At 73.3% G+C, this 22,324-nt stretch carries 23 protein-coding genes; 14 read left to right on the top strand and 9 right to left on the bottom strand.

The genetic code is table 11. The features are described 5' to 3' along the window. Positions 1-91 precede the first annotated feature (91 nt). On the bottom strand, positions 92-598 hold the full coding sequence (locus PYR72_RS02610; protein WP_275453654.1) for a hypothetical protein: 507 nt from the start codon (positions 596-598) through the stop codon (positions 92-94). Positions 599-973: 375 nt separating this feature from the next. Between PYR72_RS02610 and PYR72_RS02605 the strand changes: the two genes are divergently transcribed. From PYR72_RS02605 to PYR72_RS02595, 3 genes are all read left to right on the top strand, one after another. Further along, positions 974-2,236 (top strand): hypothetical protein, encoded by a 1,263-nt coding sequence (locus PYR72_RS02605; RefSeq protein ID WP_275453653.1) that lies wholly within the window; start codon positions 974-976, stop codon positions 2,234-2,236. Positions 2,237-2,477: 241 nt separating this feature from the next. Then, positions 2,478-2,876 (top strand): VOC family protein, encoded by a 399-nt coding sequence (locus PYR72_RS02600; RefSeq protein ID WP_275453652.1) that lies wholly within the window; start codon positions 2,478-2,480, stop codon positions 2,874-2,876. A 99-nt stretch (positions 2,877-2,975) separates the two neighbouring features. Beyond that, complete coding sequence (locus tag PYR72_RS02595; protein ID WP_275453651.1) at positions 2,976-4,046, top strand: adenosine deaminase; 1,071 nt, start codon at positions 2,976-2,978, stop codon at positions 4,044-4,046. Here PYR72_RS02595 and PYR72_RS02590 read toward each other — a convergent pair. Together PYR72_RS02590 and PYR72_RS02585 are read right to left on the bottom strand one after the other, a co-directional pair. Next, complete coding sequence (locus tag PYR72_RS02590) at positions 4,043-4,579, bottom strand: DUF664 domain-containing protein (protein WP_275453650.1); 537 nt, start codon at positions 4,577-4,579, stop codon at positions 4,043-4,045. The genes PYR72_RS02595 and PYR72_RS02590 overlap by 4 nt on opposite strands. 99 nt (positions 4,580-4,678) lie before the next feature. Then, positions 4,679-5,299, bottom strand: a complete 621-nt coding sequence (locus PYR72_RS02585) for a hypothetical protein (protein WP_275453649.1) — start codon at positions 5,297-5,299, stop codon at positions 4,679-4,681. Between the two features lie 244 nt (positions 5,300-5,543). Between PYR72_RS02585 and PYR72_RS02580 the strand changes: the two genes are divergently transcribed. Beyond that, a complete protein-coding gene (locus PYR72_RS02580; RefSeq protein WP_275453648.1) occupies positions 5,544-7,214 on the top strand; it encodes a transcriptional regulator in 1,671 nt (556 codons plus the stop codon). Here the strand turns inward: PYR72_RS02580 and PYR72_RS02575 are convergent. Beyond that, a complete protein-coding gene (locus PYR72_RS02575) occupies positions 7,204-8,109 on the bottom strand; it encodes a LysR substrate-binding domain-containing protein (RefSeq protein WP_275453647.1) in 906 nt (301 codons plus the stop codon). The two genes, PYR72_RS02580 and PYR72_RS02575, sit on opposite strands and share 11 nt — an antisense overlap. A 125-nt stretch (positions 8,110-8,234) precedes the next feature. Between PYR72_RS02575 and mgrA the strand changes: the two genes are divergently transcribed. After that, a complete protein-coding gene (gene mgrA / locus PYR72_RS02570; RefSeq protein WP_275453646.1) occupies positions 8,235-9,233 on the top strand; it encodes an L-glyceraldehyde 3-phosphate reductase in 999 nt (332 codons plus the stop codon). 13 nt (positions 9,234-9,246) lie between these two features. On the opposite strand, the gene PYR72_RS02565 is transcribed toward mgrA, so the two are convergent. Further along, a complete protein-coding gene (locus PYR72_RS02565) occupies positions 9,247-9,525 on the bottom strand; it encodes a DUF1905 domain-containing protein (protein ID WP_275453645.1) in 279 nt (92 codons plus the stop codon). A 130-nt stretch (positions 9,526-9,655) separates the two neighbouring features. Continuing rightward, positions 9,656-10,051, bottom strand: a complete 396-nt coding sequence (locus PYR72_RS02560) for a nuclear transport factor 2 family protein (RefSeq protein WP_275453644.1) — start codon at positions 10,049-10,051, stop codon at positions 9,656-9,658. A 426-nt stretch (positions 10,052-10,477) separates the two neighbouring features. Here PYR72_RS02560 and PYR72_RS02555 point away from each other — a divergent pair, with 426 nt between their 5' ends. The 4 genes from PYR72_RS02555 (at position 10,478) to PYR72_RS02540 (ending at position 15,026) form a co-directional block, all read left to right on the top strand. Next, positions 10,478-10,888, top strand: coding sequence for a hypothetical protein (locus PYR72_RS02555; RefSeq protein ID WP_275453643.1), 411 nt, complete (start codon positions 10,478-10,480; stop codon positions 10,886-10,888). Positions 10,889-11,012: 124 nt separating this feature from the next. Continuing rightward, entirely contained in the window at positions 11,013-13,340 is a 2,328-nt protein-coding gene (locus PYR72_RS02550; protein ID WP_275453642.1) for an FHA domain-containing protein, read from the top strand. Positions 13,341-13,345: 5 nt separating this feature from the next. Beyond that, positions 13,346-14,029, top strand: a complete 684-nt coding sequence (locus PYR72_RS02545; RefSeq protein ID WP_275453641.1) for a hypothetical protein — start codon at positions 13,346-13,348, stop codon at positions 14,027-14,029. After that, complete coding sequence (locus PYR72_RS02540) at positions 14,022-15,026, top strand: serine/threonine-protein kinase (RefSeq protein ID WP_275453640.1); 1,005 nt, start codon at positions 14,022-14,024, stop codon at positions 15,024-15,026. Before PYR72_RS02545 ends, PYR72_RS02540 begins: the two co-directional genes overlap by 8 nt. Here PYR72_RS02540 and PYR72_RS02535 read toward each other — a convergent pair. Beyond that, positions 14,998-15,462, bottom strand: a complete 465-nt coding sequence (locus tag PYR72_RS02535) for an RpiB/LacA/LacB family sugar-phosphate isomerase (protein ID WP_275453639.1) — start codon at positions 15,460-15,462, stop codon at positions 14,998-15,000. The genes PYR72_RS02540 and PYR72_RS02535 overlap by 29 nt on opposite strands. A 67-nt stretch (positions 15,463-15,529) precedes the next feature. Here PYR72_RS02535 and PYR72_RS02530 point away from each other — a divergent pair, with 67 nt between their 5' ends. Together PYR72_RS02530 and PYR72_RS02525 are read left to right on the top strand one after the other, a co-directional pair. Continuing rightward, positions 15,530-15,922, top strand: a complete 393-nt coding sequence (locus PYR72_RS02530) for a metalloregulator ArsR/SmtB family transcription factor (RefSeq protein WP_275453638.1) — start codon at positions 15,530-15,532, stop codon at positions 15,920-15,922. After that, positions 15,919-16,410, top strand: a complete 492-nt coding sequence (locus PYR72_RS02525; RefSeq protein WP_275453637.1) for an SRPBCC family protein — start codon at positions 15,919-15,921, stop codon at positions 16,408-16,410. Before PYR72_RS02530 ends, PYR72_RS02525 begins: the two co-directional genes overlap by 4 nt. On the opposite strand, the gene PYR72_RS02520 is transcribed toward PYR72_RS02525, so the two are convergent. Continuing rightward, entirely contained in the window at positions 16,392-17,096 is a 705-nt protein-coding gene (locus PYR72_RS02520) for a hypothetical protein (RefSeq protein ID WP_275453636.1), read from the bottom strand. The two genes, PYR72_RS02525 and PYR72_RS02520, sit on opposite strands and share 19 nt — an antisense overlap. 273 nt (positions 17,097-17,369) lie before the next feature. Here PYR72_RS02520 and PYR72_RS02515 point away from each other — a divergent pair, with 273 nt between their 5' ends. Genes PYR72_RS02515 through PYR72_RS02505 form a run of 3 tightly spaced genes read left to right on the top strand, consistent with a single transcriptional unit; the run spans position 17,370 to position 22,023 of the window. Beyond that, a complete protein-coding gene (locus PYR72_RS02515; RefSeq protein ID WP_275453635.1) occupies positions 17,370-19,088 on the top strand; it encodes an ABC transporter ATP-binding protein in 1,719 nt (572 codons plus the stop codon). Beyond that, positions 19,085-20,953, top strand: a complete 1,869-nt coding sequence (locus PYR72_RS02510; protein WP_275453634.1) for an ABC transporter ATP-binding protein — start codon at positions 19,085-19,087, stop codon at positions 20,951-20,953. Before PYR72_RS02515 ends, PYR72_RS02510 begins: the two co-directional genes overlap by 4 nt. Continuing rightward, positions 20,953-22,023: an iron-siderophore ABC transporter substrate-binding protein gene (locus PYR72_RS02505; protein ID WP_275453633.1), complete on the top strand. Its 1,071-nt coding sequence runs from the start codon at positions 20,953-20,955 to the stop codon at positions 22,021-22,023. The genes PYR72_RS02510 and PYR72_RS02505 overlap by 1 nt, the downstream gene beginning before the upstream one ends. A 78-nt stretch (positions 22,024-22,101) precedes the next feature. Here PYR72_RS02505 and PYR72_RS02500 read toward each other — a convergent pair whose 3' ends face one another. Further along, positions 22,102-22,311, bottom strand: a complete 210-nt coding sequence (locus PYR72_RS02500; protein ID WP_013005929.1) for an MbtH family protein — start codon at positions 22,309-22,311, stop codon at positions 22,102-22,104. Between the last annotated feature and the right edge of the window lie 13 nt (positions 22,312-22,324).

The raw sequence follows: 22,324 nt of genomic DNA, 5'->3' as shown, positions 1-22,324 counted from the left end.
GATCCTGGCATGTCATGAACCTGACTACCACCGGGGTCCGGCCGCGTACGGCCGGGGCCCGGGATGTGGGTGTCCGACGGACCAGGGGCCGTCAGTCGAGGTCGATGGTGAAGCGCCTCGTGCCAGGAGCGATCGTGTCGGCGTGGACCGAGCCGCGAGCCCGGTCGTACACCCCGGTCCCGCCGGTGATCGCGTTGTCGAACGACGGGGGAGGGCCCGGGTCGAGGATGCCGAAGACCATTCCCTGCACGGAGAGCTGGCCGCCGGGGAGCGTGTAGGTCACGACGCACACCTCCGCTCCGCCGTTGTCGACCCGGGTGGTGTCGCAGGTGCCGCCTGTTTCGCCGACCTGGTTGTCCTTCTCGTCGAACAGGGTCGAGCGGAAGACCGTCCGATCACCCTGGGCGGGGCTGCCGCCGGGGTTCACGGGGAAGCGCGTCTGCTGCGCGAGCCGGCCGATGAGGGTGATGACCTTGTTCTTCTCCCCGGCGCGGGTCGTATCCGCGTTCGTCGCGGTGGCGCCCGCGACGGGGGCGCAGGCGAGAAGGGTGACCAGCGCGGTGGCCGAGCCGAGGCAGGTTGCTCTGAGAGGGCGCATCACATGACTCCTGAGGTTGACGATCACGGGTGGGCCTGCGTCGTATTCATGACCCCGGCTCCCTCGCGCCCAGCGTGACCACGGGAAAGTCCGGCCGATCGGGCGACCGGGAGGGCATGCGACGCCCCGGCTCCGCTCCCCGTTCGCACGGGGTTCTGCTCCGCGGTCGCACCGAGCGCTCTCTCGCGGTGCCGAGCGCTCCGCCGGACCGGGCCGATAGCATCGGCGCCGGTGTCATCGGGGTCTTCGGCGGAAGCCGGCCCCGCCCGACGCCGCGCACATTGGGCGCGGTGTCGGGGGCAAAGGGGTGTCAACAGGTTCATATAGGCTGCCTGTTCTGTCCCTGCCGTTCGTCACCACCCGGGAGAGTCACCCGTGAGCGTAGCCACCGCCCACTCCGCATCGGCCGTACCGCCTGCCGACGGGACGCCCGCGACGCCGGACGCCGCCGAGGCGGCTCCCGCGCGGGACGAGGGTTTCTGGGTCGAGCCCGTCGCGGCCGGGGAGCAGGCCGCCGGGGCCGCGTCCGGAACCGGGGTGCCGGCGCAGTCGTCCGGCGACCAGGTGCCCGACGCCTCCGACGCCGACGCCGACGTCTCCGACGACACAACCCTCGACGACGACACTTCCGTGGACGCCGAGGACGCCGTGGACGAGCAGGTCGCCCGGGACGCGCGGGAGTTCGGGGTGTACGCGCGCACCGGCGGCTGGGCCTTCGCGCTGAAGGTGGCGCGGAGCGTGCGGCCCGGCGGCGAGACGGCGGGGGAGACGGCGAAGGTGTCGGCGAAGCGGTTCGCCGGCCTCGCCGGGTGCTCCCCGGAGCGGGTCATGCGCTACTACAAGGCGTGGGACAGGGCGGCCGACGACGGCATGGTCCCGCACTTCGAGGCGCTGGCCCCCGGCGAGGAGATCGACCTCCCGGACTCCGATGTGTGGCTGACGTACTACAGCTCCCGTTCCAGCGCGACCTCCGACCGCGGCACCGCCATCACGGCGGCGGCCGAGGCCGAGGGCATCCGTCCCACCAAGGCCCTGGAGGTCGCGGAGAACCCCACCGCGCTGCGCGCCGCGATCCTCGCCGACCCGTCCACCGCCCAGGCGGCCCGCACCGCGCTCCTCGACCGCCTGAAGGAGGACCCCTCCCTCCAGACGGAACTGGCCCGCGACATCGCCCGCACCGACGAGCTGAAGAAGGCCGTCGCGAACGAGACCCAGGCGGCCACCCGTATCGGGTACGTCCGGCAGATCGTGGAGAACGGCCAGGTCAAGACGCCGGCCGGCCAGGTGATCGACGCCACCGCCGAGCTGCGCGCCGAGGCCGAGCGGCATCTGTCCCTCATCGACGAGCTGGACGACGGCGAGGACACCGGCGAGTGGGCGTCGGAGGCGTACGACACCGTCAAGGAACTCGTCGTGCAGACCGTCGAGGCGGACCCCGAGCTGCGGGTCCAGGAGCGCCGGACGAAGTTCTACAGCAGCCTCCAGAAGGCGACGAAGGTCTTCGAGGAACTGACCCTCGACGACGCCGTCGACCTCGACGCCATCTACGAGGACGACATGCTCCAGCGCCTGGAGGACCTCCAGCAGGCCCTGAACACCTGCATCGCCGCCCTGCGCAAGGCGTCGCCGGGCGAGTGATCCCGGGCTCCGGCCGTCCCCGGTGCGAAAGGCCCCCTGCGCGGCAGGGGGCCTCCGTCGTTCCGCCGGGACCCCGCTCGCCGCGACCACGTGACACCCCTCACGCGACCAGGGCGAAATGCTATTTGCCGTCCAGTGCGTGTTACGTATAACCTCCCGGGAACCCCGAGCGGCCCACGGACCGCCGACGCACGATCCCGCGCGCTCTCCGCCCGGTCCGCGCCCCACCCGAAAGGCCCCGATGAGACGACGTATCGCCCTGGTCACCCTCGTGGTCGACGACTACGACGAGGCGATCCGCTTCTACACCGAGGCGCTCGGGTTCCGGCTCGCCGAGGACGAGCCGAGGCCCGGTGGCCGCCGCTGGGTCGTCGTCGAACCGGGAGGCGACGGGCAGAGCGGCGGGCTCCTGCTGGCGAAGGCCACCGACGAGGCCCAGCGTGCCCGGATCGGCGACCAGACCGGCGGACGGGTGGGCTTCTTCCTGCACACCGACGACTTCGCCCGCGACCACGCCCGGATGCGGGCCGCGGGCGTCACGTTCCTGGAGGAACCGCGCCACGAGCCCTACGGCTCGGTCGCCGTCTTCGAGGACCTGTACGGCAACCGCTGGGACCTCCTCCAGCCCGCCGCCGACTGACCGGGCCGCCCGAGCCGTCCCCCGGGCCCCGCCACCGACCGAGCACCTCGGTCACCCGCTCCGAACCGCCCCCGCACCACCTGCCGAGGAACGAACGCCATGACCGAACCCCGCATCGACGCCGACACCGTCCGCCGCCTCCCCAAGGCCGTCCTGCACGACCACCTCGACGGCGGTCTGCGCCCCGCCACGCTCGTGGAGCTCGCGGCCGAGGTCGGCCACACCCTGCCGGAGACCGACCCGGAGGCGCTCGCCGCCTGGTTCTACGAGGCCGCCAACTCCGGTGACCTGGTGCGCTACATAGCCACCTTCGAGCACACCCTCGCGGTGCTGCAGACCCGCGAGGGCCTGCTGCGCACCGCCGAGGAGTACGTGCTCGACCTGGCCGCCGACGGGGTCGTCTATGGCGAGGTGCGTTACGCCCCCGAGCTGAACACGGCGGGCGGGCTCACCATGAGCGAGGTCGTCGAGACCGTCCAGGAGGGCCTGGCCGCCGGTATGGCCAAGGCCGCGGCCCAGGGCACGCCGGTCCGCGTCGGCACGATCCTGTGCGGGATGCGCATGTTCGACCGGGTCGGCGAGGCCGCCGAGCTGGCGGTGGTCTTCCGGGACGCCGGCGTCGTCGGCTTCGACATCGCGGGCGCCGAGGACGGCTTCCCGCCCGCGGACCACCTGGCCGCCTTCGAGCACCTGCGCCGCGAGAGCGTCCCCTTCACCATCCACGCCGGTGAGGCCCACGGGCTGCCCAGCATCCACCAGGCACTCCAGGTCTGCGGCGCCCAGCGGATCGGCCACGGCGTCCGTATCACCGAGGACATCGTCGACGGCAAGCTCGGCCGCCTCGCGTCCTGGGTCCGCGACCGCCGGGTCGCCCTGGAGATGTGCCCCACCTCCAACCTGCAGACCGGGTGCGCCACCTCGATCGCCGAGCACCCGATCACGGAGCTGAGGGACCTCGGCTTCCGCGTCACCCTCAACACCGACAACCGTCTGGTCTCGGGCACCACCATGACCCGGGAGATGACCCTGCTCGTCGAGGACGCCGGCTGGACCCTCGACGACCTGCGCACGGTCACCGTCAACGCCCTCAAGAGCGCCTTCATCCCGTTCGACGAGCGCAACGCCCTCATCGAGAACGTCGTTCTGCCGGGCTACGCCGCCGCCTCCTAGCCGGTTCCGGCGGTCCGCCGGCGGTCCTCGCGCAGCACCAGCCCCCGTACGTACGCCGCCTGGCCGACATGCTGAAGGTCGTCGGCCAGGACACTGACCAGGCGCACGCCGAGGGTGACGGCCGGCGTCCACCGCTCGTCCACGATCCGGTCCAGACCGTCGGCATCGACGCCGCGCACGAACTCCCCCGTCCGTTCGTGCACGGCGTCGAAGTATCCGGTGAGCAGGTCACCCGAGGCGACCCGCACCCGCTCGACCTGCTCCGGGCCGTGTCCGTACCCCGTGTCCCGGGCCGGCAGGGCCAGCCCGAAACGCTTCTCCCAGCCCTGGGACAGCCAGACCTGTTCGTGTCCGGCCGCGTCGGCCACATGGTCGTCCTGGATCCGGGTGAGGTGCCACACCAGCCAGGCGACGGAGTTGGCGTCCGGGGCGGGCCGGGCGTGCAGGTCCGCCGGGGAGAGTCCGTCCACGGCGGCGTGGACCTCCTCCTTGATCCGGCCGAACGCGTCGATGAGAACGTCCTTCACATCCATACGTCCACCATCGGGCATCCGGGCCGGCCCCGCACCGGCCCCCACGGCCCTGTCAGCCGCCGGCCGCCCCTTCCTGCCGAGGGGGGCCATGCGGTGCCGTCAGTAGAGCTTGTCGACGGCGGTGGTGGTCGTCTTCTTGAACGCCTTGACCGGCGCGTCCTCGAAGCCGCCCATCTGGCCCCAGTCCACGACGGTCACGGTCCGGCCGTCCCGGCCCACCGACAGGAGCCGGATGTCCATGGCCCCCCAGGACGTGACGCTCGCGACGCCGTGGACACGGGCGCCCTCCTCGACGGGCAGGCTGCCGAGGTCCCGGTAGTCGACCTCGACGTCCGGGTCGGAGGACTCGCTCACACAGTCCCGGAAGTCCTTGTTCAGCCGCGCTGCGAGCGCCTTGGCCTTGCTGTCGCTGCCGGTGACGACGACGACCTGCCGGGCGCTGGTCTCCAGGTCCGTCCGGTAGGAGCGGTGGTTGACGTCGTACGCCAGGAACGCGTCGCCCAGGCAGTACTGCAGCTCCTCGGGGACGCCGTCCTCGATCCCGCCCGCCGTCCAGGTGGACGAGGGGTGCGGCGGGAGCTGGGACGCGGACAGGTACTTCGGTGCGCCGCTCGCCTTCGCCGCGGCCGCCGGTGCGGCGCCGGCGGCGAGCGCGGAGCCCGCGGTGAGACCCGCGACGACGAGTGAGGTGAGCAGGGTCGCTCGGGTGCGCTCGGGCATGGGTGTCCCCCGTGAACGAGTACCTCGACGGGTACGTGGATGAGTGGGTGTCGCCGTCGCGCCGACGGCCGGATGGTCGGTCCGGCCCCGGTCGGGGCGACACCAAGAGCATCGACCGTCCCGGGGCGAGGGCGCAACGCCCGACGTCCGGTCCACGCCCCTGGAACCATCCCAGCCCCTCTGACGTGCACATACAGGGAGTGCCTGGGATACCGTCCCGGGCCGGTGAGGACTCGGGGGAACAGTGTCGGCAGCAGGGGACGACGTCCAGCGGTTCGCGGCGTCGCTCACGCGTCTCAAGGAGCGCACGGACCGCAGCTACGGGCAGCTGGCCCGGCGCCTCAACATGAACACCTCGACGCTGCACCGCTACTGCTCGGGCGGCACGGTGCCGCTCGACTTCGCACCCGTCGAGCGCTTCGCCGTGCTGTGCGGGGCGACGGGGGAGGAGCGGCTGGAGCTCCACCGCCTGTGGCTGTCGGCGATGGCGGCGCGGCAGCGGGTGCGGGGCGGCGGGCCGGAGGCGGCCGGTACGAAGTCCGCCGGTACGGAGTCCGCCGGCCCGCCCGCCGCGGCATCGGGCCCGTCGGCCGCGACCGCGGGGCCGGCCGACGGCACCGGCGGGTCGGCCGCGGCCACCGGGCGGGGCCGCGCGGCGGGGGCGAACACTCCCGCCGGGATGCCGGAGCCTGCCGGGGCACCCGAAGCCGCAGGGTCCTCCGAAGCCGCCGGTCCGTCCGTGTCAGCCGGCCGGGCCGAAGCCGCCGGTCCCACCGCGTCAGCCGGCCGGGCCGAAGCCGTCGGCGCCTCCGATGCCGTCGGAGCGTCCGCATCAGGTCGTCCCTCCGGGGCCGCCGGTCCGTCCGGGACCGCCGCGGCAGCCGGACCGGCCGGGGCGCCGCAACCCTCCGGGCCGGACGCCGCGGCCCAGTCCGGTGAGCGGGCGGCACCTCCGGAGGACCTGCTCTCCGCCCCGGCCGCGGCCCGCCGCCCCTGGCACCGGCGCCGCCGTACGCTCGTCAGCGCGGCCGTCGTCGCGGTGCTCCTCGCCACGCTGGGCGGGATCGCCGCCCTGCCGTCCGGGGGCGCTCCGGACCGTGCCGCCCCCGGCGACGTCCCGGCACCCTTCCGTACGACCGCGGGCGCCCAGCGCCCATCGACCGGGCCCACGAGCCCGTCCCCTTCACCTGACGTCACCGGCACCCCTTCGGACACGGGCACCCCCGCGCCGGGCGAGCCCCGGAGCAAGGCCACGAAGGGCGGTGCGGCCGACGAGCCGCGGCCCCGGGCCACCGGTGTGCCGGTCACCTGGACGGCGAACTCACAGATCTGGAACCTCGGCTGCGGGCACGACTACGTCATCGCCAAGCCGCCCAAGGAGGTGCCCCCGCCCCCGCCGCCGCAGGACGCGGGTGCCTGGGCCGCCACCCAGGGCGCCGTGCACGGGCGGAACACGATCGTGGAGGTCACGGTGCACGGCCGTACGTCCGCGGCGGTCGTCCTGACGGCACTGCGCGTGCGCGTCGTCGGACGCGCAGCGCCCGCCACGGGCAACGCCTACGCGATGGACCAGGGCTGCGGAGGGCGGGTCACCCCCTCGTACTTCGACGTCGACCTGGACAGGAACCGGCCGATCGCCCGCCCGGTCGACGGCGCCGACCTCGACACCCCGATCCCGGCCGTGCGCTTTCCGTACAGCGTGGCGGCCGGGGACCCGGCGGTCCTGAGCGTCAGCGCCGACACCGAGAGCTGTGACTGCCAGTGGTACCTGGAGCTGGAGTGGTCCTCCGAGGGCCGCACGGGCACCGTCCGGATCGACGACGGCGGCCGCCCGTTCCGCACGACCGGGATCAAGGGCCTGCCGCGCTACTCGTACGCCACCGAGAGCCACGGGTGGACGCCCTTCACGGAATGATCCGGCCCCGGCCGACCGGCGGTTCGAGCAGGTCCAGCAGGGCCCGGGCCGCCGGGCTCGTGGCCTGCGGGGGAGGAAGCAGGGCCACCGTCTCGTACACGGTCCCGCCGGCGTCCTTGACCGGCAGGGCGACGAGCGAGTCGCGCTTGTGCCGGAAGTGGCGCGGGACGACGGCCACGCCGAGGTCCTCGTCGACGAGGTCGAGGAGGCTGTGCACGTCGTTGACCTCCAGGGCGACGGACCGGCGGACCCCCGCGGCGGCGAACACCGCGTCGGTGGTGCGGCGCGGGCCCCAGTCCGGGTGGAAGTCGACGAAGACCTCACCGCCCAGCTCCTGCGGGGTCACGGCGGCACCGGCGGCCGCGAGACGGTGACCGGGATGGCACAGGACGGTCATCGGCTCGCTGGACAGCGGGACGACCCGCAGCTGGTCGGTGTCCTCCTGCGCGGTCCGCACGGCGAACGCCAGGTCCAGGCGCCCGCTCGCCACCTCCTCCGCGAGCGCGCCCGAGCCCGCCTGGCGCAGACAGATCTCCACGTCGGGGTGCAGCCGCCGGAACGAGGCGAGCAGCCCCGCCACGTGCAGCCCGGCCAGACACTGCTCGGACCCGATCGCCAGCATGCCGCGCAGCACCCCCTGCACGGCGGCCACCGCCTCCCGGGCCGACCGCACCTGCGCCAGGATCCGCTCCGCCTCGGTCAGCAGCGCCCGTCCCGCCGGTGTGAGCGTCACCCGGCGGGTGGTCCGGACGAACAGCGGCGTCTGCAGCTCGCGCTCCAGCGCCCGTACGGAGGCGGACAGGCCGGACTGGGAGACGAGCAGCCGTTCGGCGGCCCGGGTGAAGTGCTCCTCCTCGGCGACCGCGACGAAGTGCTGGAGGTGGCGGAGTTCCATGACTGAGAAGCGTAGGTGCTGAATCCCATCGGATTCTTCTGTTGGACCAATGCCCCCAGGTCGCGAAAGAGTGGACACGGGTTCCCAGGGACCCCGGTCCCCCCGTGCCAACCTCTGGAGTCGCGTTGTACACCGCACACCCCGACCGTTACGCGGACATGCCCTACCGGCGCACCGGACGCAGTGGTCTGAGACTTCCCGCGCTCTCGCTCGGCCTGTGGCACAACTTCGGCCCCGACCGTTCCGTGGAGACGCAGCGCTCGATCCTGCGCCGCGCCTTCGACCTGGGCGTCACCCACTTCGACCTGGCCAACAACTACGGCCCGCCGCCCGGCTCCGCCGAGTCCGCCCTCGGCGAGGCGCTGAAGGCCGACTTCGCCCCGTACCGCGACGAGCTGATCATCTCCACCAAGGCCGGCTATCTGATGTGGCCCGGCCCGTACGGCGAGTGGGGCTCCCGGAAGTACGTGCTCTCCTCGCTCGACCAGAGCCTGAAGCGGATGGGCCTGGACTACGTCGACATCTTCTACTCGCACCGCCCCGACCCGGAGACTCCGCTGGAGGAGACGATGGGCGCGCTGCACTCGGCCGTCCAGCAGGGCAAGGCGCTGTACGTCGGCGTCTCGAACTACTCGGCCGAGCAGACCCGGGAGGCCGCCCGCATCCTGGGCGAGCTGGGCACCCCGCTCCTCATCCACCAGCCGCGCTACTCGATGCTCGACCGGCGCCCGGAGACCGAGGGACTGCTCGACGCGCTGGACGAGCTGCAGGTCGGATCCATCGTCTTCTCCCCGCTGGAGCAGGGCCTGCTGACCTCCCGCTACCTCGACGGCATCCCGGAGGGCTCCCGCGCGGCGAGCGACAGCCCGTTCCTGAAGTCCGACGCCGTCACCGAGGAGCTGGTGGGCAGGCTGCGCGCGCTGGACGAGGTCGCCAAGTCCCGCGGGCAGACGCTCGCCCAGCTCGCCCTGGCCTGGACGCTGCGCGGCGGCCGGGTCACCTCCGCCCTCGTCGGCGCGAGCAGCGCCCGCCAGATCGAGGACAGCGTCGGGGCCGTCGCCCGCCTCGACTTCGAGGCGGACGAGCTGGCCCGCATCGACGCGATCATCGAGGGCAAGGGCTGACCTCCGGTTCCGGTCAGTGGTCGATCCGCTCCTCCAGCCGGACGATCACCGACTGGCCCGCCTCCTTCCCGATCGCCCTGCGCACCTCGGCCTTGACGGGCAGCTTGTGGGTGCCGTCGCCGAGGGCCATGAAGGAGCTGCGGAAGGGGTGCCCGTCGATGGTGCCGCGGACCTTGACCAGGCCGCGCGTGCCGAAGAAGGCGGCGGACCCGGGCCACACGAGGTAGGTCCAGCCGCCTTCGGCGGGGCTCCTGCGCAGCTCCGCCGTGAACTGCTCGTCGAGCGTGCTCATGATGTCGTCCTCCGCTTCCGGTGGTCCGCTACGAACAGGAGACCGCCGGGAGCGGGAGAACTCATCGCCGGGCGGCGATCCCATTCCGTGACCCCGCCCCGCGACCCCGCCGGGTTACGTCGGACGAGCCCTACGCCGCCGGCACCCGGTCCAGGAAGCCGTACACGCTGCGGATGCGGTCCTGCGCGTCGAGCGTGATCACGTCGAACCCGGCGACCGGGGCCGCGCCGTCCGCCTCGTCCACCAGTTCCCAGCCGAAGCGGGCGGTGTCGTGGTGGCCGTCCACGGCCGTGGTCAGGCGGAAGGCCAGGCCGGGGAACTGTTTCCGGGCCGCCGTGACGAGCGCGGCGATCTCCTCATGGCCGCGCACCTCGGCCAGGGGGTCGGTGTAGCCGCCGTCGGCCGCCCAGGCGGCGGCGACCGCTTCGGCCCGCTCGTCCTCACCGTTCGCGTTCCACGCCTCGAAGTACCGGGCGACGGCGGTCTCGTAGCGGTCTCGGCGCTCTTGATTCTGCTGTGCGGGCATGATCGTTGAACCCTCCATCGGGAATCCGCGTATGGGACGGGGACCGGATCCGGAGCCGTCCGCGGCCTCTCGGTGATCCGGCACCGCACACGATGCCCGCACCCGCCGGAGGGCGTCGATTACCTCGGAGGTCATGCCGAGGAAGGCCCGGTCGCAGGGCCTGCCGTACCGTTTCGGCCATTCGCGTGCTCGCATATGCCAGGAGACTGGCCGAATTGGCATGGTGACAGAGTGTCAGCCGTGGCGATACTCGACTGACAGGGCGATTGAGTCATGAACCAACGCGCACCCGTGTGCGTCGATCACGTCACTGTGCGTGACCATCGGGTCGCCGGATGTGTACGACCAGCAAATCTGTGAGGCGAGAGCAAGTCCGCGCGGCGAGCGAGGCCGGGCGGGACGGCGGTGCGATCGGGGGAGCGAAGCGTGCACGACGAATTCCTGTGCCATGTCACCGCGTACGGATGGTGCGACGGCCGGCGCGTCGGCGTGCCCCTCGGGACCTATCGCGCGCCCACGCTGGCGCTGGCCCTGTGGTGGATGCGCGACCGCGCCTTATGGATCGCCGAACGCCTCGACCCGTACCCCGAGAACCCCCACTTCCCCCCGAACGCGGTCGTCCCGGTCGCCGACACCGTGCCGGACGTGCCGGCCCAGCTGCGCGCCTGGTCCACCGACGAAGTGCAACAGGACCTGGTGGCCGACGAGTTGGCCGCCGGAAACCTGGTCCGCATCGCCACCAACGACGACACCACGGAGTACGAGCTGCTCGCGGAGTCCGTCGACGCCGTCCGTATGCAGCGCATCGCCCAGCGCATCGCCGCCCCCGCGGCCTGAGCGCGCGGCCCGCCTCCCGGGCCGCTCGGGTGATCACGCCTTCGGTCCCGCCGTTCGCCGCGGTCCGTGCGACCGCACCAGGGCGGCCGGGCGCATACCGGGGTGAATCGGTAGAATTTTCTGCATGGCAGAGCGGTCCCTCGCACCGACCGCGCCCGAACTCGTGCTGGAAACCGAGTCGGGCTCCACGGTGATGACCCCGAGCCACGCGTACCACATAGGGCGCGACCCGCTCAGCGACGTCGTCCTCGACGACGACCGGGTCTCGTGGCACCACGCCGTACTGCGGGCCGAGGCCGGCCACTGGACGATCGAGGACGAGCACAGCACCAACGGCACGTACGCCGACGGCCACCGGATCCACGAGTGGGACGTCGGCCCCGGAACCGTCATCCACTTCGGAAGCCTCCCCGACGGCCCCCGGGCGGTGCTCACCGGCCTCGTCCCCGAGCGCCCCTCCGGCGTCTTCCGCCCCGCCTCCACCGGCACGTTCCGCCGGCCCACCAGCGTCCGCCCGCTGCCCGAACGGACCGTCCGGATCGGCCGCGCCGCCGACAACGACCTGGTCATCGACGACCTCGTCGTCTCCCGCCGGCACGCCGAACTGCGGGCGCGACCGGAGGGCACCTACGAGATCGTCGACCTCGGCAGCCACAACGGCACCTTCCTCAACGGCACCCCCGTCGACCGGGCCCTCGTCACCGCCGGTGACATCGTCGGCATCGGACACTCCGCGTTCTGCCTGGTCGGCGACCAGTTGCAGGAGTACGTCGACACCGGCGAGGTCTCCCTCGATGTCCAGGAACTCACCGTGGCCGTCGACCGCGGCCGCAGGACGCTGCTGGACGAGGTCTCGTTTCCGGTCGGCGAGAAATGCCTCCTCGCCGTCGTCGGCCCCAGCGGCGCCGGCAAGTCCACCCTCCTGAACGCCCTGACCGGGCAGCGCCCCGCCGACAGCGGCACGGTCCTCTACGACGGACGCGACCTCTACCGCGACTACGCCGAACTGCGCCAGCGCATCGGCCTGGTCCCGCAGGACGACATCCTGCACGCGCAACTGACCGTCCGCCGAGCCCTCTCCTACGCCGCCGAACTCCGCTTCCCCCAGGACACCGCGAAGGCCGAGCGGCAGGCCAGGGTCGACGAGGTGATCCGCGAACTGGGCCTCGAACAGCGTGCCGGCCAGCCCATCCACAGCCTCTCCGGCGGCCAGCGCAAACGTGTCAGCGTCGCCCTGGAACTGCTGACCAAGCCCTCCCTGCTGTTCCTGGACGAACCGACCTCCGGACTCGACCCGGGCATGGACCGCTCGGTGATGCACATGCTGCGCGGCCTCGCCGACGACGGCCGCACCGTCATCGTCGTCACCCACAGCGTCCTCAGCCTCGACGTCTGCGACCGGCTCCTCGTCCTCGCCCCCGGCGGCAAGGTCGCCTACTACGGACCGCCGGAGGACACCCTCGCCTTCTTCGGTTTCGCCCAGTGGCCGGAGGCATTCGAGGCGTTCGAACGGGACCGGGAGCGGGACTGGGCGGGGGAGTACCGCGACTCGCCCTTCCGGCAGCGGTACGTCACCGCCTCCCTGGGCCGGCCGTACCTGCCCGAGGACCCCCAGCCGCTCGCCGTGGCACCGCCGCCCACACCGCAGAGCTGGGGCGCCCAACTGGGCACACTGGTGCGCCGGTACGCGGCCGCGCTCGCCGCCGACCGGACCTTTCTCGCCATCATGATCGCGCTGCCGTTCGTGATGGGCGCGATGGCGAGGGCACTCGCGGGGAGCGCGCTGGACCGGGAGACCGCCATGAACGCGCTGCTCATCCTGTGCGTGGGCGGGGTGCTGACGGGTGCGGCGAACGCCGTGCGCGAACTGGTCAAGGAACGGGTGATCTACCGGCGCGAACGGGCCGTCGGCCTGTCCAGATCCGCGTATCTGATGTCCAAGGTCGTCGTTCTCGGCACGGTCACCGTCCTCCAGGCGGTCGTCCTCACCCTGGTCGCCCTGTTCGGCGTCGACCTGGGCGCCCCGGACGGGGAAGGCGTGCTGATGCCGCCCCTGGTCGAGATCACCTGCGCCGTGGCGCTCCTCGCCTTCACCGCGATGATGCTCGGCCTGCTGGTCTCCGCGCTGGTGCGCAAGGAGGAGGTCACCATGCCGCTGCTGGTGCTCCTCGCGATCGTCCAGGTCGTGTTCTGCGGCGCGCTGCTGGACGTCAGCGGCACGATCGTCCTGGAGCAGCTGGCGTGGCTGGTGCCCTCGCGCTGGGCGTTCGCCGCGATGGCCGGCACGATCGACCTCGAACGAATCGTCCCCGACACATCGGACCCGCTGTTCGGGCACTCGGCGGGCGTGTGGCTGCTCGACATGGGGATGCTCGTCGTCCTGTCGCTGCTCTGCGGCCTGCTCGTCGCCCGGCTGCTGCGGCGCCGTGAGCCCGCGGTGATGCGGAAGTAGCCGCGATGACGACCCCCGGTTTCCTCCCCACGCATGTCGTCCCGCCGGGCGGACTGCCCGCCTGGGAGCTTCCCGACCCCTCCCGGCCCACCGTGGCGCTCGACGCGCTGCTGCCCGTCCAGCTCCTGGAACGGCGCGGCGACTGGGGGCACGCCCTGTGCGCCAACGGCTGGTCCGCGTGGGTCGACGCCCGTCTCCTCGTCGCCGTACCCCGGGACCCGCCCGCGGCCGGAGCAGACGCGGCGCGGACCGCCGATCCGCGGCCGCTGCTGGCCCGGGCGGAGGAGGCCCTGTCGCGCTACCGCACCGAGGCGGAGGCACTGGCCGCGGGGCACCGCGACGGGGAGTCCTTCCACGACCGTACGAAGGGGCTGCGGATCGGGGTGGTCGTCGACGGCGAGTCGCTGTGGCTGTTCGACGCCGCGCACGAGCGGTGGGTGTACTGCGACGGGACCCGGCTGAGCGCCTTCGCCGTCGGGGACGCCCCCCGCGCGACCCCGGCCGCCCCGCCGCACCCGCCCGCCGCCGCGGCCCCGGCTCCCGAGGCCACCCGCGTCGTGGCGGAACCCGGCCCCGAACCGGCGCGGGACCGCACCACCGACGCCCCGGCCGGTCACCGGCCGGCGGACCCCGGGCCGCGCGACCACGAACCGACCCGCCTGGTCCCGCCGGTGACCCGCGATGAGTGAGACGCAGCCGTACGCGGGGCGCCCCTCCGAACTGGTCGGACGGCAGATCGCGGGCTACCGCATCGAACGCGAGATCGGCCGGGGCGGGATGGCCGTCGTCTACCAGGCACTGGACCTGCGCCTGGAACGGACGGTCGCGCTCAAGCTGCTCGCCCCCGAACTCGCCCGCAACGACACCTTCCGGCGCCGCTTCACCCACGAGTCACGGGTGGCCGCCGCGATCGACCACCCGCACATCGTCCCGGTCTTCGAGGCGGGCGAGACGGACGGGGTCCTCTACATCGCCATGCGGTACGTCGCGGGCAGCGATCTGCGGCATCTCCTCGACCGGGAGGGCCCGTTGCCGGTGCGGGCCGCCACCCGGATCGCCGCCCAGGTCGCCTCCGCGCTCGACGCGGCGCACGACCACGGCCTGGTGCACCGGGACGTCAAGCCCGGCAACATCCTGGTCGCGCAGGGCACCGACAGCGACCACCCCGAGCACGTCTACCTCACCGACTTCGGCCTGACGAAGAAGTCGCTGTCCCTGACCGGCTTCACCAGCGTGGGCCAGTTCGTGGGCACCCTCGACTACGTGGCCCCGGAGCAGATCTCCGGCAAGCCCGTCGACGGCCGCTGCGACGTGTACAGCCTCGCGTGCGTCGTCCACGAGACGCTCGCGGGCCGGCCGCCCTTCCAACGGGACGACGACATGGCCCTGTTGTGGGCCCATCAGTACGACCAGCCGCCCCCGCTGACCGAGGGGCGCCCCGATCTGCCGCCGGCCGTCGACGGGGTGCTGGCGACGGCGCTCGCCAAGTCCCCGGACGACCGGTACGACTCCTGTCTGTCCTTCGTGGCCGCGCTCAGGGCCGCCGACGTCGCCGGCGGCCTCCCGCAGGGGCCGATGCCACCGAGGCTGTCCACGCCGAAGGCGTCCGGGCCGCCCGAGGCGCCGCCGGACCCGCCGCCGTGGGCCGCGCCCGTCTTCATCCGGCCCGGCCGTGCCCCCGGCTGACGTCGAGCCGGTCGACGTGGGCCACGTTCTCCCGGTCGTCGGCGTCCAGGCCGTCCTCGGCGGCGAACCAGGCGTCGAGGATCTCCTTGAGCAGCGGCCCGGAGGTCAGCCGCAACCCGATCGCCAGGACGTTGGCGTGGTTCCAGCGGCGGGCCCCGTCGGCCGTGTACGCGTCCGCGCACAGGGCGGCCCGTACCCCGGGCACCTTGTTCGCGGCGATGGACGCGCCGGTGCCCGTCCAGCAGCACACGACGGCCTGGTCCGCCCTCCCGGCCGCGACATCGCGCGCCGCCGCCTCCGAGCAGACCGCCCACCGGGGATCGTCGCCCTCGCGCAGCGCGCCATGGGTCAGCACCTCGTGGCCCCGGCCGCGCAGCTCCGTGAGCAGGAGACGCGCGACGGGCTCGTCCATGTCCGAGGAGACGGAGATCCGCATACCCCCGAGGCTACCCGGCGTGCCGGAGACACCGACAGACGCGTAACCGATAGGTTACGCTTTCGAGGTGGACGACCTCAGCGAGGTGGCCGAGGCCATCGCCGATCCGGTGCGCCGGGAGATCCTGCTCATGCTGCGTCACGGGCCGCTGGCGGCCGGGGAGATCGCGGGCCGGTTCCCCATCAGCCGGCCCGCCGTGAGCCGCCATCTGCGCGTGCTGCGCGAGGCCGGACTGGTCGCCGACGAGCAGATCGGACGCCACCGCAGCTACTCGCTGCTGCCCACCCCGCTCACCCACCTCACCACCTGGCTCGCCCTGTTCGACACCCGCCGGCCCGGCTGGTCGCAGCGGCTCGCCGCGCTGGAGACCGAGGTCCGCCGCACCCGCAGGGACCGGGAACGAGCCGCACCCGACCGGACCTCGTCCGGCGCGCCCCACCCCAGGAAGGACACGGCATGACGCCCGAACCCACCGGACAGCTCCTGTCCACGCCGTCCGGACACGACCTCGTCCTCACCCGTACCTACGCCGCCCCCGTGTCCGACGTCTGGGCGAGCGTCACCGAGCCGGAACGCACCGCCCGCTGGTTCGGCCCCTGGCGCGGCGAGGCCGCGCCGGGCCGCACCATCGAGGTGCGGATGACGTTCGAGGAGTCGGCCTCCTGGTCCCCGATGCGGATCGACGCCTGTGAGCCACCGCGCCGCCTCGCCGTCTCGACGGAGGACGAGGCGGGTTCCTGGTCGCTGGAACTGCTGCTGACCGAGTCCGAGGGGGTGACCGAACTCCGGCTGGTCCACCATCTCGTCCCCCCGGACGCCCTCGGCGCCATCGGCCCCGGCTGGGAGTACTACCTGGACATGCTCACCGCCGCACGCGAGGGCGGACCACGGCCCGAGTTCGAGGACTACTACCCGGCCCAGAAGGCGTACTACGAGTCCCTGGGCTGAGACGGCGACGGCGCCGCGGCATCCCGCGGCCGCACGGTGATCGACCACGGCCCGTCGGAACGGACGTGGATGAGGCAGGGGCCGGTGAGAGGGGCTTCCCCCTGCCAGGGGCCCACATGGTCGGCCAGCTGGCCGAGGAAGGCGGCGCCGTCCGGTTCGAAGGCGTCGACGAGGAAGTAGCCGCCGTCGTCGGACCGCGGATCGCCCTCGTACCGGAGGGTCGCGATCCCGGGGCCGCCGGTGTGCCGCAGGACGTCCGAGGCGGGACGCCGGGCGTGTCCCTCGCAGGCGAGCGCGCTCGACACCGGGCTCACGTCGACCGTCCAGGGACCGGCCGCCTGGATCCGCAGCGCCCGCACCGCCCGGCCGTCGGCGTTCACCAGGGTCCGGCACGAGAAGGGACCGCCGATGTAGACGAGTTGGCTCTGGGAGTGCAGCCGCTCGTCCAGGGCGTCCACGGCGAAGTGCCCGGCCCCGGCATGGGTGATGTCGAGGATGACCGGGTCCGTCCCGGTGGTCAGCCGGGTGACCTGGCCGCCGTGGCCGCCGATCCGCTGCAGGGCCGGTGCTCCCGTGGTGAGCGGCGCGGGGGGTGCCTGCGGCGGCGGTGCGTCGCTCTCGCCGGGCCCGGACGGCGGTGCCATGACGGCCCGTCGGCCGGCACGCTCGCGCTGAAACCACTTCATCGAGTGCCCCCCTGACGATGTCTGGGCACAGTATTGGGCGTCCGGCCCCCGCCGTATACAACGTGGACCTGGGTTCGCCGACGGCCTTTGCCGTGAGGGCGGTTGCCGGGTCGGCCGGCCGGTCGAGGGGGCGGTGGGCCGGTCTCCCGGCGTCCAGGAGGCCCCGTCAGGTCTCGAAGACGTCTCGGGACTGGTCACGGGACGGCATGTGTAGTTAGCCTTACCTAAGTTTCCTGTACTTTTCTCTGTAGGTGAACCGGTCCGGAGGGACACGTGAGGAAGGCGGACCCGCCGGGACGGAAGGTCCTGTGGCGTGCGGTCGGCGGACAGCGTAGGGACGTCGTGGTGGGCGCGGTCCTCGGGATGGGGCACCAGACGGGCGAGGCGCTGGTGCCGGTGCTCATCGGACTGGCCATCGACCGCGGGGTCGTGGACGGCGACGTCCCCGGACTCCTGCTGTGGCTCGGCGTCCTGGCCGCCGTGTACGTCGGACTCTCCGTCAGCTTCCGCTTCAGCGCGAAGGCCGGCGAGCGCGCCGCCGTCACCGCCGCCCACCGGCTCAGGACCGAACTCGTCGGCCGCGTCCTCGCACCCGAGGGCGGCGCCGAGGAGGGGAGACTGCCGGGCGAGCTGACGAACATCGCCACCGAGGACGCCAAACGGGTCGGTGCCGTCGCCATGGCCCTCATCGTCGCCTGCGCGGCCACCGCGGGTCTCGTCGTCGGCGCCGTGGCGCTGCTGAGGGTCTCCCTCGCCCTGGGTCTGCTCGTCCTCCTCGGCACCCCCCTGCTGCTGTGGCTGGGACACCTGCTGAGCAAGCCCCTGGAACGCCGCAGCGAGACCGAGCAGGAACGCGCCGCCCAGGCATCCGGCGTCGCCGCCGACCTGGTGGCCGGACTGCGTGTCCTCAAGGGCATCGGCGCCGAGCGGGCCGCCGTCGCCCGCTACCGCCGCGTCAGCCAGGACTCCCTCGCCTCCACCCTGCGCGCGGCCCGCGCCGAGGCGTGGCAGCACGGTGTCGTCACCCTCCTCACCGGCGCCTTCATCGCCCTGGTCGCCCTCGTCGGCGGACACCTCGCCGCCCGCGGCGACATCGGCCTCGGCGAACTCGTCTCCTCCGTCGGGCTCGCCCTGTTCCTCGTCGGCCCGCTCGGCGAGTTCGCCTGGATCAACGCCGAACTGGCCCAGGGCCGCGCCTCCGCCACCCGGATCGCCGAGGTGCTGGACGCCCCCGGCGACGTGCCCGGGACACCCTCCGCGGACACCCCGACCCCGGACGCCGTCGAAGGACGGCTCACCCTGCGATCCGTCACCTCGGGCACCCTGCGCGGCCTCGACCTCGACATCGCCCCCGGCGAGACGGTCGGCATCGCCGTCACCGACCCCGCCGACGCCTCCGCCCTGCTCCGCCTCCTCGGCCGCCGCGCCGACCCCGACGAGGGCGCCGTCGCACTCGACGGCACGGCCCTGAGCGCTCTGGACCTGACCGACCTCCGCGCGGCGATCCTCGTCGCCGAGCACGACGCGGACCTGTTCGAGGGAACCGTCCTGGACAACGTCACGGCGGCACTCCCCGCCACCCCACCGCCCGTGCCGGCGGGGGTCACGGCCGCGATGGCCGCCTCCGCCACCGACGAGGTCGCCCGGGCACTGCCCCACGGCGTCGACACCGCCGTCACCGCGCGCGGCCGTTCGCTCTCCGGCGGACAGCGCCAGCGTGTCGCCCTGGCCCGCGCCCTGGCCGCCGACGCGCCGGTCCTCGTCGTGCACGAGCCCGCGACCGCCGTGGACGCCGTCACCGAGACCCGGATCGCCGCCGGGATCAGGGACGTCCGCGGCGGACGCACCACGCTCCTGGTGACCAACAGCCCCGCCCTGCTCGCCGTCACCGACCGCGCGGTCCTCCTCCACAACGGCCGGATCACCGCGGCCGGCGACCACGAGCGCCTCGTCCACGCGTGCGCCGACTACCGTACGGCGGTCCTCGCATGACCGAGCGCGCCGACGCCGTCGAGGCCGCTCCCCGCGGCGACGACCGCACCGGACCCGACCTGCTGCCCGTCGCCACACCCGCCCGCACCCGGGCCGCGGTCGCCGAACTGCTGCGCCCACAGCGGGGGTTGGCGCTGTCCGCGCTCACCGTGATGGTCGCCTCCACCGCCGTCGGCCTGCTCGTGCAGCCGCTGCTGGGCCGGATCGTCGACCTGGCAGCCGACCGCGGGTCCGCCGACGCCATCACCCTCACGGCCGTCCTGCTGGTGGCCGTCGCCGTGGCGCAGGGCGTCACCGCCGGGTTCGGGCTCTCACAGATCGCCCGCCTGGGCGAGACGACCCTGGCCCGGCTGCGCGAACGCTTCGTCGCACGCGCCCTCGCGCTCCCGCTGGACCGCGTGGAGAAGGCCGGCGCCGGCGACCTGACCGCCCGGGTCACCGCCGACGTCTCCCTCATCGCCGACGCCGTCCGCAACGCGCTGCCCGCGCTCGCCGGTTCCGTGCTCACCATCGTCCTCACCCTCGGCGCCATGGCCCTGCTCGACTGGCGGTTCCTGCTGGCCGCGCTGCTCGCCGTCCCCGTCCAGGCCGCCACCGCACGCTGGTACGTCCGACGCGCCGTCCCGCTCTACGCCGAGCAGCGGGTGGCCGCCGGCGCCCAGCAGCAGCAGATGCTCGACACCATCGGCGGCGGCTCCACCGTGCGCGCCTTCCGGCTGGGCCGGGAGCACACCGAACGGGTCACCGAACGCTCCTGGTCCGTGGTGGCGCTGACCATGCGGGGCGTACGGCTCGTCCTCGGCTTCTACTGCCGCCTGCACATCGCCGAGTACATCGGGCTCGCCGCCGTCCTGGTCACCGGCTACTGGCTGGTCCGCGACGGGTCGGCCAGCATCGGTACGGCCACCGCCGCCGCCCTGTACTTCCACGGCCTGTTCGGCCCCGTCAACGCCGCCCTCGCCCTGCTCGACGACGCCCAGTCGGCCACCGCCGGGCTCGCCCGGCTCGTCGGCGTCACCGACGAGCCCGTGCCCCCGGCGCCGGAGCAGCCCGTGCGGGCCGGTGGCGCCGACGTCACCGTGCGCGGCCTCGGCCACGCCTACCGGCCCGGCCGTCCCGTCCTGCACGACATCGACCTGACGATCCGGCACGGCGAACGCGTGGCCCTCGTCGGCGCCAGCGGAGCCGGCAAGACCACCCTGGCCAAGCTCGTCGCGGGCATCCAGTCGCCCACCACCGGCAGCGTCCTGGTGGGCGGGATCCCGCCCACGGAACTCGGCCCCGCCGCCTCCCGCACGATCGCCCTGATCACCCAGGAGACCCATGTCTTCGCGGGCCCCCTCGCCGACGACCTCCGGCTCGCCAAGCCCGACGCCGGCGACGACGAACTGCGCGCCGCCCTCGACCGCGTCGACGCCCTCGCCTGGGCCGAGGCCCTGCCCGACGGCCTCGCCACCGTCGTCGGCGACGGCGGACACCGGCTCAGCGGCGAACGCACCCAGGCCCTCGCGCTGGCCCGGCTGATCCTCGCCGACCCGCCGCTGGTGATCCTCGACGAGGCCACCGCCGAGGCCGGCAGCGCCGGGGCGCGGACGCTGGAGAAGGCGGTCGCCCGCGCCGTGGACGGACGGACCGCGCTGATCGTCGCCCACCGCCTCAGCCAGGCGGCCACCGCCGACCGCGTCGTCGTCATGGAGGACGGCCGTGTGGTCGAGAGCGGCACCCACGACGAACTCCACGCCGCGCGAGGCCCCTACGCGGCCCTCTGGTCGGCCTGGTCCGACGCCCGCGACACCGGCACCCGGCCGGCCCCCGAGACCCCCACACGCACCGCTCCGCAGAACCCCGAACCGAAGGACCTGTGATGTTCCGCTCCCGCAGAGCGCCACGGCTCGCCGTCGTGCTCGCCTCCGCCACCCTGCTCCTCGCCACCGCCTGCGGTGGCGGCTCCTCGGACGACGCCTCCGGCGCGTCGGGCTCCGACGGCAAGGCGAGCACCTCCGGCGGGTCCGCCTTCCCGGTCACCATCGCCCACAAGTACGGCAGTACGACGATCAAGGCCGAGCCCGAGCGGATCGTCACCGTCGGCCTCACCGACCAGGACGCGGTCCTCGCCCTCGGCAAGGTCCCCGTCGGCACCACCGAGTGGCTCGGCGGCTACCCGGGCGCCATCGGCCCCTGGGCCGAGGACAGGCTGGGCTCCGCGAAGGCGCCGACCGTCCTCAAGGACACGGGCACCGGCCCGCAGATCGAGAAGATCGCCGCCCTCAAGCCCGACCTGATCCTCGCGGTGTACGGAGGACTCACCAAGGAGCAGTACGAGTCGCTGTCCACGTTCGCGCCCGTGGTCGCCCAGCCTAAGGCGTACAACGACTACGGCGTCCCCTGGCAGGAGCAGACCGAGACCATCGGCAAGGCGCTCGGCAAGGAGAAGGAGGCCGCCGACGCGGTCGCCGGCACCGAGGCGAAGATCAAGGCCGCCGCCGACGAGTACCCGGCGTTCAAGGGCTCCACGGCCGTCATGGCCACTCCGTACGAGGGCATGTTCGTCTTCGGCAGCCAGGACGCCCGCTCCCGTCTGCTGACCGGCCTCGGCTTCTCCCTGCCGACCGACCTGGACAAGGCGATCGGGGACAAGTTCGGCGCCAACATCAGCAAGGAGCGCACCGACCTGCTGGACCAGGACGCCCTCGTGTGGATCGTCGGCGACCCGGCCAAGGACGCCGCGAAGCTGCACGAGGACGCCTCCTACAAGGACCTGGGGGTCGTCAAGGAGGGCCGCGAGGTCTTCGTGAACGAGAGCGGCGACTACGGCAACGCCACGTCCTTCGTCTCCGTCCTCAGCCTGCCGTACGTGGTCGAGCGGCTGGCCCCGCAGCTGGCGGCGGCCGTCGACGGCAAGACGGACACGAAGGTGGAGCAGCCCGCGTCCTGACGCGGCGGGGAGTACGGCGAAGGGGGGCCGGTCACCGACCGGCCCCCTTCCGTGTGCCCGTGTGCCCGTGTGCCCGGGTCAGCCGTCCATCGACTCGGCCAGGCTCCGCGGCCGCATGTCGGTCCAGTGGGTCTCGACGTGGTCCAGGCAGGACTGCCGCGAGCCGGGGCCGTGCACCACCCGCCAGCCGGCGGGCACCTCCACGAAGTCCGGCCACAGGCTGTGCTGGTTCTCGTCGTTGACCAGCACCAGATAGGTGCCCTCGGGGTCCTCGAACGGGTTGCTCATGTCGTTCCTCTCT

This window comes from Streptomyces sp. VNUA24 (assembly GCF_029167005.1).
Taxonomy (GTDB): domain Bacteria; phylum Actinomycetota; class Actinomycetes; order Streptomycetales; family Streptomycetaceae; genus Streptomyces; species Streptomyces scabiei.
Note: the sequence above shows the minus strand (reverse complement) of the source record. Positions and strands in the feature narration are given on the sequence as shown.